Origin of the sequence: Collinsella sp. AM13-34 (assembly GCF_003473055.1) — a bacterium.
Taxonomy (GTDB): domain Bacteria; phylum Actinomycetota; class Coriobacteriia; order Coriobacteriales; family Coriobacteriaceae; genus Collinsella.
The window spans coordinates 63,570-77,501 of record NZ_QRLE01000012.1; the positions used below are offsets into that span (position 1 = coordinate 63,570).

The following is a 13,932-nucleotide window of genomic DNA, read 5'->3' on the forward strand; positions in this document are numbered from 1 at the left end:
GCGAAACCGCGAGACCAGCTATATCCGCTTGCTGCGGGCTTGCTTGAGCCAGTTCCTCTTGAAAGAGCCTATACCTCCGAAGAACTTGTTGTACGTCTTACCGTTCTCCTTGGCTTCGCACTTGACCAAGGCAAGTTCGATGGTGCAGAGGTAATCCGCCACTTGCTCGAGGCGGTAGTCGGTCATCGAGGTCTTGCGGCGTCGGACGACCCCTTTTGAGAGGACCTTGCCCACCGAGCGGTCGAGCGCTTGCTTGACGATGTCCTGACCGTTGTCGTAGTAAACCTTCACATCGTCGAAGGACTGGAAGAAACCCAGGTGTTCAATCATGGCGGAGGAGATGTCGCGTCCCATGCGCTCCATTAGCCTTGCTGGGTCTTCGAACCGGCTGCGGCGGTAGACGAACGTGATATAGGAAATGGGAAGTTTGCGGACGAACGAGGAGAAGTAGGTGAGCATCACCTTGCGCTGCTCGATGTTAAGAAACTCATAATCCTTGTGCCCGTTCATGAGAGCTCGGAGTGAAGCGAAATGTTAGGGAGATCGGCCCTGGCAAGCTTGGCCTCATAGCCCGTGACCGCCTCGGCGATGCTGTCTGCCTGGTCGTGAAAGACGAGTGCGAGCAGATAGTAGCGAGCTTTGCCGCCGCGGTCGCCGCTCTCGTCGACGAAGATGCTGGGCTCCTTGGCCAATGGGGACTCCAATGGAATGGATAAAAAAATAGCCGGGGGACTCCCCCGGCACTTGGAGGTAGCTTAATGAGCCACCAATAACCTTATAGCATGTGCTGGCGGTGAGTGCAAGGGGGCGAGCCGGTGCATGGCGTCGCGGCTGATGCGCAGCATCGCGCACGCCTCGTCGGCGTCGAATATCACGTTAGTCGATGCGATGAGCCACACCTGGTTCCTGCTAATGCTCTTGGTCATGGTCGTCCTCGAGCTCCTTTCGTCTCGAGGCTCCCTCGCGTGCCCGGCCGCGGGCGGCTCTCGGGGCGGTCGCCGCCGTCAATTCCTGCCGCTCCTCGAATCGATCTAGGCGTCCACTGACGCCCTCGACACCAGGAGCTTTCTTCCGAGCCTGTACGAGTCGATCTCTCCCGACCAGATGAGGTCGTACGCCTTGCTCCGGCTTGCCCCCCCCATGTACTCCTGAATCTCTAACACCGTCATCCGTTCGTCGCGGCCCCGGTTGCCCTCGGGCGCGGCGCATTTCGTCGTGTTCGCCATGGTCCCTCCAATCATTCCGCGCGATGCGCCTGCGCGGTCCCGCGTGCGTTTTCGTCTGCGCGACGATTGAACCGTCTGATTGTGGTTGGCGCGCACGACGGGAGCGGAGATGGGTCGAGGTGGGTCGAGCAGGTCGGGTCTCCATGAAACGGCCATGAGCCGCGCTTCTTAGCCCTCAGCTAAGTCTCTGAAAAGTTAAAGGCGCCCATGCGGACGCCTGCTTAGTAGCTGGAGTTGTTCGGTTGTGGTCGGAATGCTCGTCTTCCGCGGTGTTGTCATCCGGGGTCCGGCATCTGTCTTTCGCCTCTTATGTCGTATTTGCTGTTGCATGTTCTGCGAGCGACCTTGTGCAGGTTTTTCAGCCCGTTGTCCCAGGTGCACACGGGTAAATGGTAGCCATCCGTTGGGATACGGACATTGTGGGAGGGCTGTCTGGGTAAGCTGGGATGTACGAGTGGCGGGGCTCTAAAAGCAATAATTCAAGTTAAAGGGCCTTGTGCTCTATTTTGTAAAACGCGAGGGCGCAATCAACTCGACGATTTCCCCGAACCTTTTCTGAACCATATACCGACTTGCGCTCTCGTCTCGAACCAGGCGGTTTTCCTCGTCGTAGCAGTCGTCGATGGCCTTGTTAATCGCCTTCACCGCCTCCATGAATCGCGGCCGCTCCACAGGCGATACCCCGGCCGACTCAAAAACGGCCTCGTTGATCGCTTCTACCTCATGAAGCTCTTCCTCAGGTGCGTCGGGCCCGGGTGCGACAAAGTCGTCGCGAAACCTAAAGGCCCTGTTGACGAGTTCCTCCCCGTATTCTGCAACGACGGCCTCCGTTATATCGTCCCTCTTGTCATTAAGCCGAATCAAGCACGCCATTTCGTCGAGAAGCTCTGGGAGGATGGGCGATTTTAGGATTTCGCTTATCATTGCGCTGTTCGAGCCCCGGCTTTCTCCGAGGTGGTACCTGCGTTCGAAATGTGTGATTTTGCGAACTTCCTCGAGGGCGGATTCCTCTATCCCCGTGTACTCATGGGCATCCTGCGCCTTGTAGGTTTTGCATTCGATATCGCCTATGAGATAGCCGAGATCGACCTCGAGCACCGCGGCGATTTGAAGCATGATTTCAAATTTTGGAAAAGGCCGCACATGGCCCTTCCTGTCCGGAAGGCCAGCGTTGACCCACGTGCTGACGTTCTTCTGCGTAAACCGAGGCTTCTCGCTTTCGCCATAGAATCGATCGTTTATCAGATCCTTGAGATCATTCTGCGTTAGGCCCTGCTTCTTCATGAGTCCAAGGAGATTGTTTCGCCACGCTTCGAGTCTTGGCTCTACGACTTTATTTGACTGCAGAACTTCTGCCTTTGGACCACTCATCTAAAATATCCTCCTAAGTGACTATGACATGATTCAAGCTACAAATATTACCGTTAATCGATTCTATCATTCCGCTTTTCTACGAGGCATACTAACAGGCAGAGAGCAAGTAGACAAGGAGTGCTAGATGAGCAAGACCTATACCAACGAGGAGATTCTCGATCGGCTCAAGAGCCTTGAAGGGGTGCTTCTGGAGCGAGTTTTCGAAACCTCGTACAGCGAGAGCTTGCGTACCTACGACCTTATCGACCACCTGCGAAGCAAGGCCCACGACCTTGGGCTGGAGGGAGAGGACACCTACACCGCCCTCATTCGGGATCTAGAGAAGCTCAGTTCGACCATAGGCGGGCTGATCAACGGGAAGCGCGGCGAGCTTCTCGCCGCAAAAAGTCTCAAATGTCTTCGCGGCGATAACCTGCTGCTTTCCAACATTGCGCTTCCGAATGGAGGCTCGTTCGAGGAATACGATCAAGTTTTAATCGCCCGTTCGGGCGTATACGTGATCGAGGTAAAGAACTACCGAAACGACGTCGTGATAGACGATGGGGGAATCCTGCGCCGCGGCCTTCGCTCCTACAACGTCGGTGAGCGAATGCGTGAGAAGATGCATGCCCTTTGGGATGCGATTCAATTCTCTTCTGACGGCTGCATGAGCGAAGAGGACGTGCATGGCATGCTTCTTTTCGTGAATAACGAGGCAAGTGTTTCCGATTTCTTCCATCGAGTCCCCGTGATGCGTTGTGGCCAGATTGTCTACAGCATCGAAGACGCAAACCGATGCGACGAGAAGCTGTCTTGGGAGGATATGGTTCGCATCAAGTCCGTCCTCCTCGCACGAAAGACGGCGGCAGAGTTTCCAATGCCGCTTGACGAAAACCGTGTAAAAAGCGAGCTCGAGGATTTCCTCGATCTGGTCGAGGCCAAGGCTGCAAAGGACGCTGCTAAATCAATAGCGGCTGGCCACAACGAAGTTGATTCTCCAACAACACTCGATAACCATGCTCGACATTCGCAATTGCCCAGCTGGGTACCCGCCGCGGCGGCTGTCATCTCTGGTTTGGCAATAGGCGCGGGTGGGCTATTCCTGCATGTAAAGAAAGGATAAGGAGCCTGGCTGTTGGATGCGGAAAGCACAGATTGACTACAAAAAGGAGTAAGGATGACCGAAAACACGATGGGATCCATTGCAATAAGCGACGTGACGATTGATGCCATGAACGAGAAGGCCATTAATTGCCAGGGTGTGTTCAAATCCCTTGTCGATGCGACGAGCGGCATCACCGGGCCTCAGGCTGGCCTTCTCGGATGCCTCGTCGTTTCCATTGCCGGGGTGGCGGGATATGGAATATACGCCCTTTGCGACCTGGTCAAATCCGGACACCCCGTCGAGCTCACCTCTGGAGGGGTGCGCTTCGCGGCGAATATGGCAGCGCTCGGCGAGGCGAGCAGCCTCTAATCGGCAGACAGGAGAATCGATGCAGGTGAATGAGATACCTTCGATCGGGACCACGCTGACTTACGGCGAGGCGATCCTCGCATACAACCGCTTCGAGCGATCGATGCTTGAGAAGAGGTGCGGGGCCGGGCTTCTGCCCGCGGTGGGGCTGTACGACCTGCTTTGGCAGTTTGAGTCGCTCGCGCAGAAGTTTGGAATTGAGGGCAAGGGGGCCTTCTCGAGGCTCAAGAGGGAGATCCGGACGTTCTCGAGCGAGAGGACCGCTCTTGCGAACGGGGTGAACGGGAAGAGGTTCTACCTCATGCAGGACAGCCAGGCGCTCAGGCGGCACGACGAGACGCACATCTTCCAGGTCGGGTTCGACGGGGACGCACTCGTGGGGGAATTAGACGAGGCGCTCGCCCTCCTGGCCGACGAGGCCGGCGGGGGCGACGAGTACGGCGACGTGTATTCTCCAGGCTGGCCCGATTGGGGCTCCACAAACCGAGAAGGGGACCCCTTCCCCAAATGGCTCGGAGTGGGCCTGCCCGTGTTGACGGTCTGCCTCGGCATCTCCCTGATCGTTCATGCGATATTCCAGGGCGGTCTCTACTGCAAGTGGTTCTTCTAGCCCCGCTGCGCATGCCTGAAGCGTAAAAAATAGGGCAGAATCGCTCTCACGATCCCGCCCCGCAAACCCGAGGGTTTCTAACTGGCTCCATTATTCCGGGCTTCTCAGTTCTGTCATTGACCCAGGTATCACCCGTCTCCTATAGCGAGTGAATATAAAAATAGGGCAGAGTCGCTTGCGCAAGTCCGCCCCTAAAACCGTGAAGGTTTTGCTATCTGCAGGCTATTCTACCAACCCGAGCGATTCTGTCAACCTGCGAAGGAACTCGAGCGCGGAGCGAGCTGCGGCGTCGGGCCCCTTGTCGGGCAGCGCCTCGGTTTCTCCGTCGGCCCTGGCGAACATCTCGGCGAGCTCGGATGCGGCGCGCGAGCGCGAGGAGCCCTCGGGTACCAAGCCGGAGTGCGCCACGAGCACGGTCGCGACCTCCTGCATGGCCGTATTCCCCATCCACTTCCTCCTGGTCGCCTTGGGGATTCCCACGGCGGCGACCCTTCGGGAGACGCCACTGGACGCCGAGCCCCGGGCGGCGCCCCTCTCGGCGAAGCAGTTGATCAGGCACGAGCCGTGCGCGGCGCAGTTGCGGACGGACTTCACGCGCTTGAGGTCGTAGTGGGAGGTCTCGAAGCGCCTGTCGCCCCATCGCCTGGCGCAGAAGCGCACGAAGTCGATGAGGGTGCCGAACGAGGTGAGCTCAAGGAAGGCCCAGGCAGGCATGTCGCCGGAGTACTTCGCGTAGAGGCTCGAGCTGTAGGGGCTGCGGCCGCTCATCTTGAGCTCGCGCAGGCGGTACTCCCTGTTTGCAGTGGTAAGCGATGCCATGTAGTCGGCCACGATGGCGTAGCCATCCTCTCCACGGTCCTCCATCTCGCGAAGCAGTGTCACCTTCTGGAAGTGCTCGATGTCGAGCGTCATGCCGAGCAGGGCGTGGCGTAGCTCCTGGTCGAGCGCCGCGAGCAGGCGTAGCTGGCCGAAGTCGAGGTCTACGTAGCGGCCGTCGCGCGGGCCTCCCTCGTATTTCGAGAAGAGTTTGCGATAGGATGCGAGCTTGAAGAAGTTGCACTTGTCGCGCAGGTAGTCCTCGGCCTCTTCCTCGGAACACAGCTCGAAGGCTACGCCCTTCTGCTTGAGGTGCTCTATCTGCTGCTCGATCGTGAGGATCGGCTTCCTATCGTGGGGTTCGGCCATGCTCGTTCTCCTGTCATAAAAAGTATTGCCTATTTTACCAGCATGTTCTCGACATTCGGTGAAGGCCTCATCGTCGACTCATGGGCAAGCCGCCTGATACGACTCCCTTTCCCTGCCAGCAGCGCAGTCGCCTGACCTGCGGCTTTGGAATCGCGTTGGAAGCCGCCCTCGACCAATCATTTGCAGTTGTTGCGAGTGGCTTGTGCGTGATGCTGCGGTTGAGTTCCAGAAACGGGCGATTCCGCCCAATCGGGCATCCGAATCACGGCCGGAAGCTCCTTTGGGACAAAAACAAAAACTCAAAGCCCTGAGTTTGAAAAAAGTTTTTGAAGTTGTCCCAGCTTTTGTCCCCGAAGCCGACGAGACGCGACATCGCGTCATTCGGCGGCACGCGTTCCGTGTCGATGCCGAAAACTGGGTGCAACTGGAATGACGGGACGACAGAACCAAAGCCACCAGCGAAATAGTGGGAATAACAGCCCTCGAACCCTTTGGTTCGAGGGCTTTCTTTTTGCATCTCTACCTGGGAAAACGACCAAATTATTCCCGTGTGTCCCTACTGGGCGGTACAACGGAGTACTCGGCGGTACGGGAATAATTAGGCCCTGCGGGAATAATTCACAATTCGGGTCCCCCGAAGGCCGATTTCGAGCGGATGAAACTGACTTGAAACTGCGAGGCGGATTCAAGCCCTCTTCAATTGCATTCGCCCAGGTCAACAAATGGGAATAAAGAAATGCGAAAATCGGTTTCCGCAGTTTCAGTGACCCCGAATGCCGCCGAATAACGCCGTGTATTCTGAGCGTATTGCTTGCATTGTTGCATTATTTTCCACAATGCAAGCATGGAATAAATCGAAGTCATACGAGCCACCAACGACATCGCCTCTTCCCAAAGGGAGCTCTTCACATCTGTGCAGGCGAAGGTGCTCGGCGTCGAGCGGTACGCGCTCTCGAGGCGGGAAGGGCTCGGCAACATAGAGAGGCTCGCGAAGGGCGTCTACCGCATGGGCGGCTCGCCGAGCACGCGGGAGGAGGACGTCCTCGCGGCCTGACTGTCGATCGACCCGGGGAGGCGCCCCGTCGCCATGGGGGCGACGGCTGCATGGCTCTACGGCATCGGCGAGGTCAGCCCCTCGCCCTACGAGTTCTGCACGCCCGAGAGAAAGCAGACTAAGCGCCCGAACCTGATTCATCAGGAAGCGCCGCCTCGACCCGAAGGACGTGGCGATCGTCTCGGACATCCCGGCGACGAGGCCCTGGCTCACGGTGGTGGACCTGATAGACTCCGGGGAGGAACTGAGCCTGGTCGCGAACGTGCTCGCGGACGCGCTCGAAAGGGGCCTCGTCGAAGACGAGGGCGCGCTGAGGGAGAAAATCGACGCCGGGGGGCAAAAGCCGGGATGCCGGCGGGGGCCAGCCTGTACGATTCGTTAGCTAGGAGGCGGGAAGAATGACGTACGAGAACGGCGGTCAGCTCGACAGGGCCCTGAAGAGGGCCGTTCGCGACAGGGGCGGTGACCCCGGGGACGGCTGTCGTCGGGCTTTGCGCGACCGGTTCCTGCGCAGGGTGTTCAGCAACCCCGACGGCCGGTTTATCCTCAAGGGCGGAAGCGGGCTGCTCGCGCGCATCCCCGACGGCCGCGTCACGCGCGACATCGACTTCGCGACGGTATCTGTGTTTGATAGCGTTCAATTTACGGGTTGGGGCTGCGGTGGAAATCCTGGACCAAAAGAGGACCAGGATTTCCACCGCAGCCCCAACCCGAAAATCAGGCTTGACTAAACACAGACGGTCTGCTGCGCGAGTACTTCCCGAAGGGGACCGGCTTCTCTGCGGTCTCGGACGAGGAGGTCGAGCGGGTGTACGATGCCATCAACCGCAGGCCCCACAAGCGCCTGGGGTTCAGGACGCCCTACGAGGTCCACTACTCAGGGGTGTTGCAGTTGCTCTGAGAATTCAAGCTCGAAAAGGCGCAAGCAAAGGTATCTTGACTACGCTCTAAAGCGTGGCGTGAAGTCCGGCATCGTTGACGCGCTGAGGCTTCAGGGAATTGCCGCGAGCGAGGTTGATGCAGTTTCTGTTGTGGTTGACGAGCATTCGACTTCGATCGACGGAAAGTACAACCTGGCAGAATCGGTTGATGAGGAGCTGCGCTGCGGCATGTTCAACCCAACGTGGCAGACCTCCTACCCTCCTGTATTTAGCGACTGGCTGCCCAAGATTCCAGTCTCCTATGTCGACTCCTCCAAGGTGGCTATGGTGAGGGCGGCTGACGTGACGGCGAACTGGGCATTTATGGCCGAGCGCGACAAAGAGACATATCCGCGAGCCTACGAGATGCTATCAAAGGCGACGGTCCTCGGGCTTCTGTAGCGTTGGACATGTAACTATCTGTCTTTTCAAAAGCCGTGAAGATCTTGGTGGATGATAAATTGCGATTTGTCCGCCTCGGCAGCGAAGTCGGCGAACTCCTGTTGGAGGGACAACGGGGGAATTGCAATGGGAATAGCGGCCAAGTCTGCTGCGCTGATATTTGCCTGATGGACACTTCCCTTCGCTATATTACGAAGGACTCGCTTTCCTTCCTTTGAATTCAGGTAACCAGATACATATTCGGCAGAGCTGTGGTCAGCGAACCTTACGCACACGATGTACCCAGCAATAACCATGGTCTCTGACTGATGAAAAACGCAAGTTTTCCCAACCTTGTCAATGCTGTTGGTTCGATTAAAAAGCATATCGCCATAGCGGACGGTAGCATTTTCGAGAGCTTGGCCCTTTAGGGTGATTCGCTTTGTATCGGTTAGGTCAAGGATGCCGTCGTCGGTGATATTGTTCATTCGGATGTAGACATAATCGCCATCGGCGCCGGCTTTTGCTGAAGTGCCGTAGTGCATTTCTATGCTGTAGTTGCCGATTGTTTCGATTGGCCATGATGCGTGTGTCTTGGTTCTAAACATCTCGACAAACCGTGATTTGACTTAACAGATATACCTTCTATGAGAGTCCCTTACGTTGTCCTGATCGACCATTGCGTACATCAACGTTGTATCAATCTTTTGATGGCCAAGCAGCTTCTGCACCTGCTCGATGGGCATTCCTTTTCCAATTGCTTTGGTGGCCAGCGTTCTCCTGAACTTATGTGGGTGGACGTGTTTGACGCCTGCTTTTGTTCCCAAGGAGCGAAGGCGGAGCTCGACTCCGCTTACTTGCAGCCTAGAACTCGGCTTTGTGAGACTACAGAATAGCGCGGCGACGTTATCGCTGCGTTCTTGCAGGTAGTTGTTTAGGTGCAGCTTTGTAGTCGCATCAAAATAGACGACTCTCTCTTTGTTGCCCTTTCCGAGTACAATGCACTCTCGCCGATTTAGATCAACGTCTTCTCGATTGAGCGAGACGAGTTCGCCTATTCTCATCCCTGTTGAACTAAGAAGGTTGATGATTGCCAGATCCCTCTTGCAAGAACAGGCGTCTGTGAGGGCTATAAGTTCTTCATCAGAATATACGGACTTGACCGTTCTCTTTGAGCGAATCTTTTTAATGCGTCGTGCAGGGCTTTTGAGTATATGGTTCTCGTCTTCAAGCCAAGAGAAGAATGACGACAGGATGCGCCTGACGTTGTCGACGGTGATGCTCCCTGCGTTATTACCCATGGGATATTCGCTCAGGTATGTTCGTAAGTCATCTGAACTAATCCGGACAATTGGTTTTTTGATTGCTTCGAGCGCCCTTGTAAGTGTGGCCTTGTAGTACCTGATGGTCTTAGGCGAGCATCCCTCGATGGTTTTGGCTGCGAGGAATCGCTCCATGTACTTTGAGGCCTCGTCTTCGACATTGCTGAGCGCGTTCACTTCAAGTTCGATGCCCCTGAGTTCGCTCATAAGGACGCTCTCGAGATACGAAAGCACTTCGCCGCTAACGAGTGCCTGCATTTTTGTGAGAACCGCGTTTGCTATTTCGATCGTCGTGTGCATCAGTTCCTCCCATCCCGATATGGATGGGAGGAACGTATCACGCGAGGAATCGGTCTAGAAGGGCGTCGCGCTCTGCGGAAAGGGCGTCGACCTCTTGCTCGAGTGCAAATTGCGATTTGTCGACCTGAGCGACGAAAGAGGCGAACTCTTGCTGAAGCTCAAGGGGAGGCAAGGGAACCGTCATTCTCTTTAGAGCTTCTTTGGTAATTGCCTCCCTTGTTGCTCCAGCCGCTCTTGAGCCGTTTAGCAGGAGTCTCTGATACGAATCGCTGATCAGCACCGTGTTCAATAGCACCGGCAGCATCCGTTTTTGGTCGACTCTGACAATTGAGACATGCTGATTAACACGTCCACCAGCCAATTCATCTGGCAAAAGACATGAACGAGCAACCGAAGCGCCAGTAATATTCAGAAGCACGTCACCCTTCATCAGCGTGACGCCTTCTAGTTTTGCGGCTTGTTCATCATCAATACAAGCAAGGTCCTTCCACACGAAACGACCGTTGTGAACATTCGTACTTCTGACCAGCGGAACACCTTCGGCCTTGTATGCCGTTTTGCCACCTCGTGGCGTTGCTCCGGAACCCAACTTGGTACAGAGGTCTTCAAGCCTAACGAAAGGCCATTTTTTACCATCGACCGGATCGCCAAATACCTCTACAAACCGTGATTTGACGCTCTCCTTGAGAGCGGCGATTTGCTGTCGTTTGCTATTGATTTCATCTGTTAAGCGATTGAAATCGTCGATGAGGGCTCTCTGCTCGGAGAGCGTCGGGACTGGGATGGGGTATTTGAGCAGCTCATCCTTGTCTCCGCGAGGCCTGCCGGTTCCCGTGAAGGTGGACATATCGTAGTCGAAGAAGTCCTTCTGCCACAGGAGCAGATGGAGAAACTCGGGCAATAGGCTGTCGGTATTTATGCTTCGGAATACCAAAACGTCCTTGGAGCACGCCCCATCGCGGTCTGCGAGCCAAATCTTCTGCAGATAGGGGCGAATATTGGAGACGAGCGTGTCTCCCTTCTTGTATGCGGTGCCAGCACTTGCCGGAAGCTCTCCACTATAGGTGGTTATGCCGCCACGGTCCTTGACCATGTTTTCCGTTGTTACGTAAGTGTCGGTGGTGATGGAACTCTGGGCCACGCTGTTGGTAACGTAGGATGTGATGTCTCTAAGCGTCTTGACTACGGTGCCCTGGGCGAACGAGCGGGGCTTGTAGAAAGAGCGGGGAATCGTAAGAGTCTCGTCGAACTTATCGGCATCAAAGTCAATGAAATCGGCGGTCTTGGCATAGTAGTAGTACTGGGCAAGGTCGCCGGGCTCAACCTGCTCGCCGGAGAACCATGCTCTGATGATGCCGCTTAGCGAGTTCGTGTCGTCCGATTCGTTGTCCGAATAGAGCACGCCCTCACCATCGATGGGCTGTATCCCCTCGTTGCCTTTGCGATTGCTCCATTTGTAGCCAAGGAAAGAGGCGATTTCCTTGGTCGTGTTAGGTGAGTTGATGATGAGCGTCTGTTCACCGCAGACGAGACCCCAAACGCGCAGGCGTTTGCGCTCTTCCTTGTGCGCATGGCGATAGAACAGCTCGTTCTCTGCTTTGAGCCGTGAGTTCTTGTCGGCCGCCTTCCAAGTCTTGCTCTTCCGAAGGGTCTTGAGCTCCTTCGATGATTCGAAAAGATGGCAATAAACGCTGAAGTGGCGAGTGTTTGCCCATTCGTTCCAGTTAGCCTCTCCTGCGAGAAAAGCCCGGTAAGTATCTCCGTCTACATTAATTGTGCCGAGATAAGCGTTGAAAGCGCTTTCGTCTCTCCAGCCAGTGAGCTTCCTGCGCTCAAAAACAGCGTCAACGAAATCAAGTGCGTTCGCATTGCGGGGCGGGATCTCGTCAAAGCGACGTAGGAACATAATTGCGACGTTTGTTCCTGTGGCCGCGAATGTGCCTGATCCAAACCTGGCGATGGAGACGATCTCGAAGGAGCTCAAAAGCACATCGCGTGCGGCCATGAAACTCGAGCTCGTGCTCTTGTCGAGGATCGAGGTGGGGAGGACGATGGCGGCGTAGCCTCCGGGCCGAACAAGCTGTGCCGCACGCTCGACAAAGAGGGTCTCGATTTCCGAGCCGCTATCGCTGATGGTTTCCAGCACTTTGAGTTCGTTGTTGTGAAGCTTGAGATGCGGTTTGAAGGCCGCTACAGAGTACGGGGGATTGGCGACAAGAATGTCGAAGCGTCCCCTGTCGGTTCGGCTGTCGATTCCCTTGTCGGGATAATTTTCAAGTCCGTCGCCGAAGACCACGTTGCTCTGCCCTGCGCCATGCATGTAGAACGAGACCTTGGAAACGCGAGCGAGTCGATAGTCCTTCTCGATGCCGACGAGATTGTCTCTGACCCAGTCGGCGTCTCCGAGGTCATCCTCTATGGTCGGATCATATTGGCATGCGGCGTCGGAGATTTCTTCGAATCCTTCCGTGAGAAAGTGCCCCGCGCCACAGGCGTAATCGATAACGCGTGGATAGTGCACGGCACCAGCCTCGTCCTGCACGATGCTGTCGAGTGGGAGTGACTTCCAAATAAAACGGGTGATGGGCACAGGTGTGAAGAATTGGCCCTCGTTTTGCTTAAAGCCCTGATTAAGGAGCTGTTCGAAGAGGTCGCCCAAGAATTGAATGTCTTGAGTTCCTACGATGCGATACGGCTGTAGAAGTTGCACCGTCTCTACGAGTACCTTGCCGTTCTGAAGAAAGAGTTCCTCGTTGTGGACGTCTTTGAACGCAAAGTCATTGTTGGTATAGAACTTGAGCTTGCGCAGCGTGCCGTTCAGCTCCTCGATGAGCTTCTTGCGGTGCTGGCCCGTATAGTTGCTTATGAGGTTTTCGGCGTAGTCGTTGGGAACGTACAGGACCTCTTCCCGCATGAGCTTTCTCATGCCGTCTGAGTGGAGTCTCTGGAGCCTGTCCTGGAGCGTTTCGTAGGTGTCGCGTCCTTGGCGGTATTGGAACTCAATCTCCTGGGTTGGCATTTTCGAGAGCTCGTCTTGGAGCTTCGCGATAAAGAGCGCGATAAGGCGATTGAAGGCGTTCTCTTTATCGGAGACGTTGTTGTGGCGGAGGATTTCCTCGAAGCGGTTGACGATGCTGTCTTCGGCCCTGAAGTCGACAAGGTCCTTCTTGAGAAGGGGAGGAACCATCGGGTGGTATGCCGTCGACCTATCGCCAAAGAGGATGTTTCCCTCGACTTGTTGGTTGTACGTTTCCGTCCAAACTTGATGGAGCTGTTCCACTGTATGGGCGTCGCGGTAGAGCGCAATGGTGTCATCGCGTTTGGCGAGCGCGATGAAGTTCTCGTCATCGCTGCAGTTAATTGAAACCTGGTCTGGCACGATTTCGTTGTTGATGAAATCGCATGCAAAGAGTACCAACCAGCGAGTCGCGCGCTCTTGTTGCCAATAGGAGAGGAGTTGCCCTCCGTCTGACTGCATGTTCTTGAATTCGTTTTTGAACTCGGTTCCAGGGGTCTTGCATTCGACGATTGCGAGTGTGTCGCCCCTCTCGTCATTAATGCAGATATCAGCGCGGCCGCTCTTTTGTTCGTGCCCAAGGGCCCATTCGCGCTCCAGCTCGAGTGATTCGGGGCGATATCCTTTGTCGAGGAGCATGGTTACGCAGGCGAGTACGACGAAGTTCTCGTTATCGGAGAAGTTACAAGTTGTGTCTTTGTTGACCTTGAACCCCAGGTCTTTCGGGTAGCCGATGCGTTTCTTGGAAAAATCGACCGTGATTTGTGCGCTGGTCTCTTCCCAGGATTTCTGATAAACGGTGCCGTCGCCCGACGGCTCGTAGCACAGAGCCCTAAGTGCGTCGCGAAGATTGTCCAGCGTAATCATCTAATGTCTCCGTAGCTGCGAGGTGAAAACACAATTCGCTAATATTATCGCAGAGGGCACCGTAAGAACGTAGCGTGATTGGCGGTGCTGCTGCTTGCCAGGGCATTTGATTGGATGATGACGCGCACGGGGCGGGATTCGCCAGTCCGCTAAGCCACGCTGGCAACAGTAGCGTACCAGGGGCTTTACAAAGCCACCCCTCCGACCGATATTGACGATTGTTC

The 13,932-nt window shown here is 55.7% G+C and carries 17 protein-coding genes and 1 pseudogene; 9 read left to right on the plus strand and 9 right to left on the minus strand.

Annotated elements, in window-relative coordinates; genetic code table 11:
• Window positions 1-18: 18 nt before the first annotated feature.
• The 5 genes from DW151_RS06425 to DW151_RS06445 all read right to left on the minus strand — a co-directional run bounded on the left by DW151_RS06425 (window position 19) and on the right by DW151_RS06445 (window position 2,597).
• Complete coding sequence (locus DW151_RS06425; protein WP_118334972.1) at window positions 19-510, minus strand: hypothetical protein; 492 nt, start codon at window positions 508-510, stop codon at window positions 19-21.
• Window positions 507-692: a hypothetical protein gene (locus DW151_RS06430; protein WP_118334974.1), complete on the minus strand. Its 186-nt coding sequence runs from the start codon at window positions 690-692 to the stop codon at window positions 507-509. Before DW151_RS06430 ends, DW151_RS06425 begins: the two co-directional genes overlap by 4 nt.
• Window positions 693-755: 63 nt before the next feature.
• Window positions 756-926, minus strand: a complete 171-nt coding sequence (locus tag DW151_RS06435) for a hypothetical protein (RefSeq protein ID WP_199579910.1) — start codon at window positions 924-926, stop codon at window positions 756-758.
• Between the two features lie 105 nt (window positions 927-1,031).
• Complete coding sequence (locus tag DW151_RS06440) at window positions 1,032-1,226, minus strand: excisionase family DNA-binding protein (RefSeq protein ID WP_118334975.1); 195 nt, start codon at window positions 1,224-1,226, stop codon at window positions 1,032-1,034.
• A gap of 501 nt (window positions 1,227-1,727) precedes the next feature.
• A complete protein-coding gene (locus tag DW151_RS06445) occupies window positions 1,728-2,597 on the minus strand; it encodes a hypothetical protein (protein ID WP_118334977.1) in 870 nt (289 codons plus the stop codon).
• Window positions 2,598-2,724: 127 nt separating this feature from the next.
• Here DW151_RS06445 and DW151_RS06450 point away from each other — a divergent pair, with 127 nt between their 5' ends.
• Genes DW151_RS06450 through DW151_RS06460 form a run of 3 tightly spaced genes read left to right on the plus strand, consistent with a single transcriptional unit; the run spans window position 2,725 to window position 4,663 of the window.
• On the plus strand, window positions 2,725-3,702 hold the full coding sequence (locus DW151_RS06450; RefSeq protein WP_118334978.1) for a nuclease-related domain-containing protein: 978 nt from the start codon (window positions 2,725-2,727) through the stop codon (window positions 3,700-3,702).
• Window positions 3,703-3,756: 54 nt separating this feature from the next.
• Window positions 3,757-4,053, plus strand: coding sequence for a hypothetical protein (locus DW151_RS06455; protein WP_118334980.1), 297 nt, complete (start codon window positions 3,757-3,759; stop codon window positions 4,051-4,053).
• A 19-nt stretch (window positions 4,054-4,072) separates the two neighbouring features.
• On the plus strand, window positions 4,073-4,663 hold the full coding sequence (locus DW151_RS06460; RefSeq protein WP_118334981.1) for a hypothetical protein: 591 nt from the start codon (window positions 4,073-4,075) through the stop codon (window positions 4,661-4,663).
• A gap of 222 nt (window positions 4,664-4,885) precedes the next feature.
• Here the strand turns inward: DW151_RS06460 and DW151_RS06465 are convergent, their stop codons facing one another.
• Entirely contained in the window at window positions 4,886-5,848 is a 963-nt protein-coding gene (locus DW151_RS06465) for an Abi family protein (protein WP_118334983.1), read from the minus strand.
• Between the two features lie 202 nt (window positions 5,849-6,050).
• Between DW151_RS06465 and DW151_RS10500 the strand changes: the two genes are divergently transcribed.
• From DW151_RS10500 to DW151_RS06490, 6 genes and pseudogenes are all read left to right on the plus strand, one after another.
• Window positions 6,051-6,281, plus strand: coding sequence for a hypothetical protein (locus tag DW151_RS10500; protein ID WP_128619958.1), 231 nt, complete (start codon window positions 6,051-6,053; stop codon window positions 6,279-6,281).
• A 447-nt stretch (window positions 6,282-6,728) separates the two neighbouring features.
• Window positions 6,729-6,902: a type IV toxin-antitoxin system AbiEi family antitoxin domain-containing protein gene (locus DW151_RS06475; protein WP_255413775.1), complete on the plus strand. Its 174-nt coding sequence runs from the start codon at window positions 6,729-6,731 to the stop codon at window positions 6,900-6,902.
• A gap of 169 nt (window positions 6,903-7,071) precedes the next feature.
• The gene (locus DW151_RS06480) at window positions 7,072-7,284 is read left to right on the plus strand and encodes a hypothetical protein (protein WP_117583309.1); all 213 of its coding nucleotides are present in this window, start codon (window positions 7,072-7,074) and stop codon (window positions 7,282-7,284) included.
• A 16-nt stretch (window positions 7,285-7,300) separates the two neighbouring features.
• Window positions 7,301-7,633, plus strand: a complete 333-nt coding sequence (locus tag DW151_RS06485; protein WP_118334987.1) for a nucleotidyl transferase AbiEii/AbiGii toxin family protein — start codon at window positions 7,301-7,303, stop codon at window positions 7,631-7,633.
• Window positions 7,633-7,803: pseudogene (locus DW151_RS10765) on the plus strand (IS30 family transposase); the annotation flags it as partial. The gene DW151_RS06485 and the pseudogene DW151_RS10765, both read left to right, overlap by 1 nt.
• A 58-nt stretch (window positions 7,804-7,861) precedes the next feature.
• Complete coding sequence (locus tag DW151_RS06490) at window positions 7,862-8,224, plus strand: hypothetical protein (RefSeq protein ID WP_117583307.1); 363 nt, start codon at window positions 7,862-7,864, stop codon at window positions 8,222-8,224.
• A gap of 26 nt (window positions 8,225-8,250) precedes the next feature.
• Here the strand turns inward: DW151_RS06490 and DW151_RS06495 are convergent, their stop codons facing one another.
• The 3 genes from DW151_RS06495 to DW151_RS06505 are packed head-to-tail and all read right to left on the minus strand — an operon-like array spanning window position 8,251 to window position 13,708.
• Window positions 8,251-8,811: a restriction endonuclease subunit S gene (locus DW151_RS06495; RefSeq protein WP_118065718.1), complete on the minus strand. Its 561-nt coding sequence runs from the start codon at window positions 8,809-8,811 to the stop codon at window positions 8,251-8,253.
• A 21-nt stretch (window positions 8,812-8,832) separates the two neighbouring features.
• Complete coding sequence (gene xerA, locus DW151_RS06500; protein ID WP_117583305.1) at window positions 8,833-9,825, minus strand: site-specific tyrosine recombinase/integron integrase; 993 nt, start codon at window positions 9,823-9,825, stop codon at window positions 8,833-8,835.
• Window positions 9,826-9,862: 37 nt separating this feature from the next.
• Window positions 9,863-13,708 (minus strand): N-6 DNA methylase, encoded by a 3,846-nt coding sequence (locus DW151_RS06505; protein WP_118334988.1) that lies wholly within the window; start codon window positions 13,706-13,708, stop codon window positions 9,863-9,865.
• Between the last annotated feature and the right edge of the window lie 224 nt (window positions 13,709-13,932).

What these genes read in the sequence shown, in the direction of transcription:
- DW151_RS06425 (WP_118334972.1), bottom strand. Translation starts at nt 510, where the DNA reads ATGAACGGGCACAAGGATTATGAGTTTCTTAACATCGAGCAGCGCAAG.
- DW151_RS06440 (WP_118334975.1), bottom strand. Translation starts at nt 1,226, where the DNA reads ATGGCGAACACGACGAAATGCGCCGCGCCCGAGGGCAACCGGGGCCGC.
- DW151_RS06465 (WP_118334983.1), bottom strand. Translation starts at nt 5,848, where the DNA reads ATGGCCGAACCCCACGATAGGAAGCCGATCCTCACGATCGAGCAGCAG.
- DW151_RS06455 (WP_118334980.1), top strand. Translation starts at nt 3,757, where the DNA reads ATGACCGAAAACACGATGGGATCCATTGCAATAAGCGACGTGACGATT.
- DW151_RS06435 (WP_199579910.1), bottom strand. Translation starts at nt 926, where the DNA reads ATGACCAAGAGCATTAGCAGGAACCAGGTGTGGCTCATCGCATCGACT.
- DW151_RS06450 (WP_118334978.1), top strand. Translation starts at nt 2,725, where the DNA reads ATGAGCAAGACCTATACCAACGAGGAGATTCTCGATCGGCTCAAGAGC.
- DW151_RS06505 (WP_118334988.1), bottom strand. Translation starts at nt 13,708, where the DNA reads ATGATTACGCTGGACAATCTTCGCGACGCACTTAGGGCTCTGTGCTAC.
- DW151_RS06445 (WP_118334977.1), bottom strand. Translation starts at nt 2,597, where the DNA reads ATGAGTGGTCCAAAGGCAGAAGTTCTGCAGTCAAATAAAGTCGTAGAG.
- xerA (WP_117583305.1), bottom strand. Translation starts at nt 9,825, where the DNA reads ATGCACACGACGATCGAAATAGCAAACGCGGTTCTCACAAAAATGCAG.
- DW151_RS06460 (WP_118334981.1), top strand. Translation starts at nt 4,073, where the DNA reads ATGCAGGTGAATGAGATACCTTCGATCGGGACCACGCTGACTTACGGC.
- DW151_RS06485 (WP_118334987.1), top strand. Translation starts at nt 7,301, where the DNA reads ATGACGTACGAGAACGGCGGTCAGCTCGACAGGGCCCTGAAGAGGGCC.
- DW151_RS06495 (WP_118065718.1), bottom strand. Translation starts at nt 8,811, where the DNA reads ATGTTTAGAACCAAGACACACGCATCATGGCCAATCGAAACAATCGGC.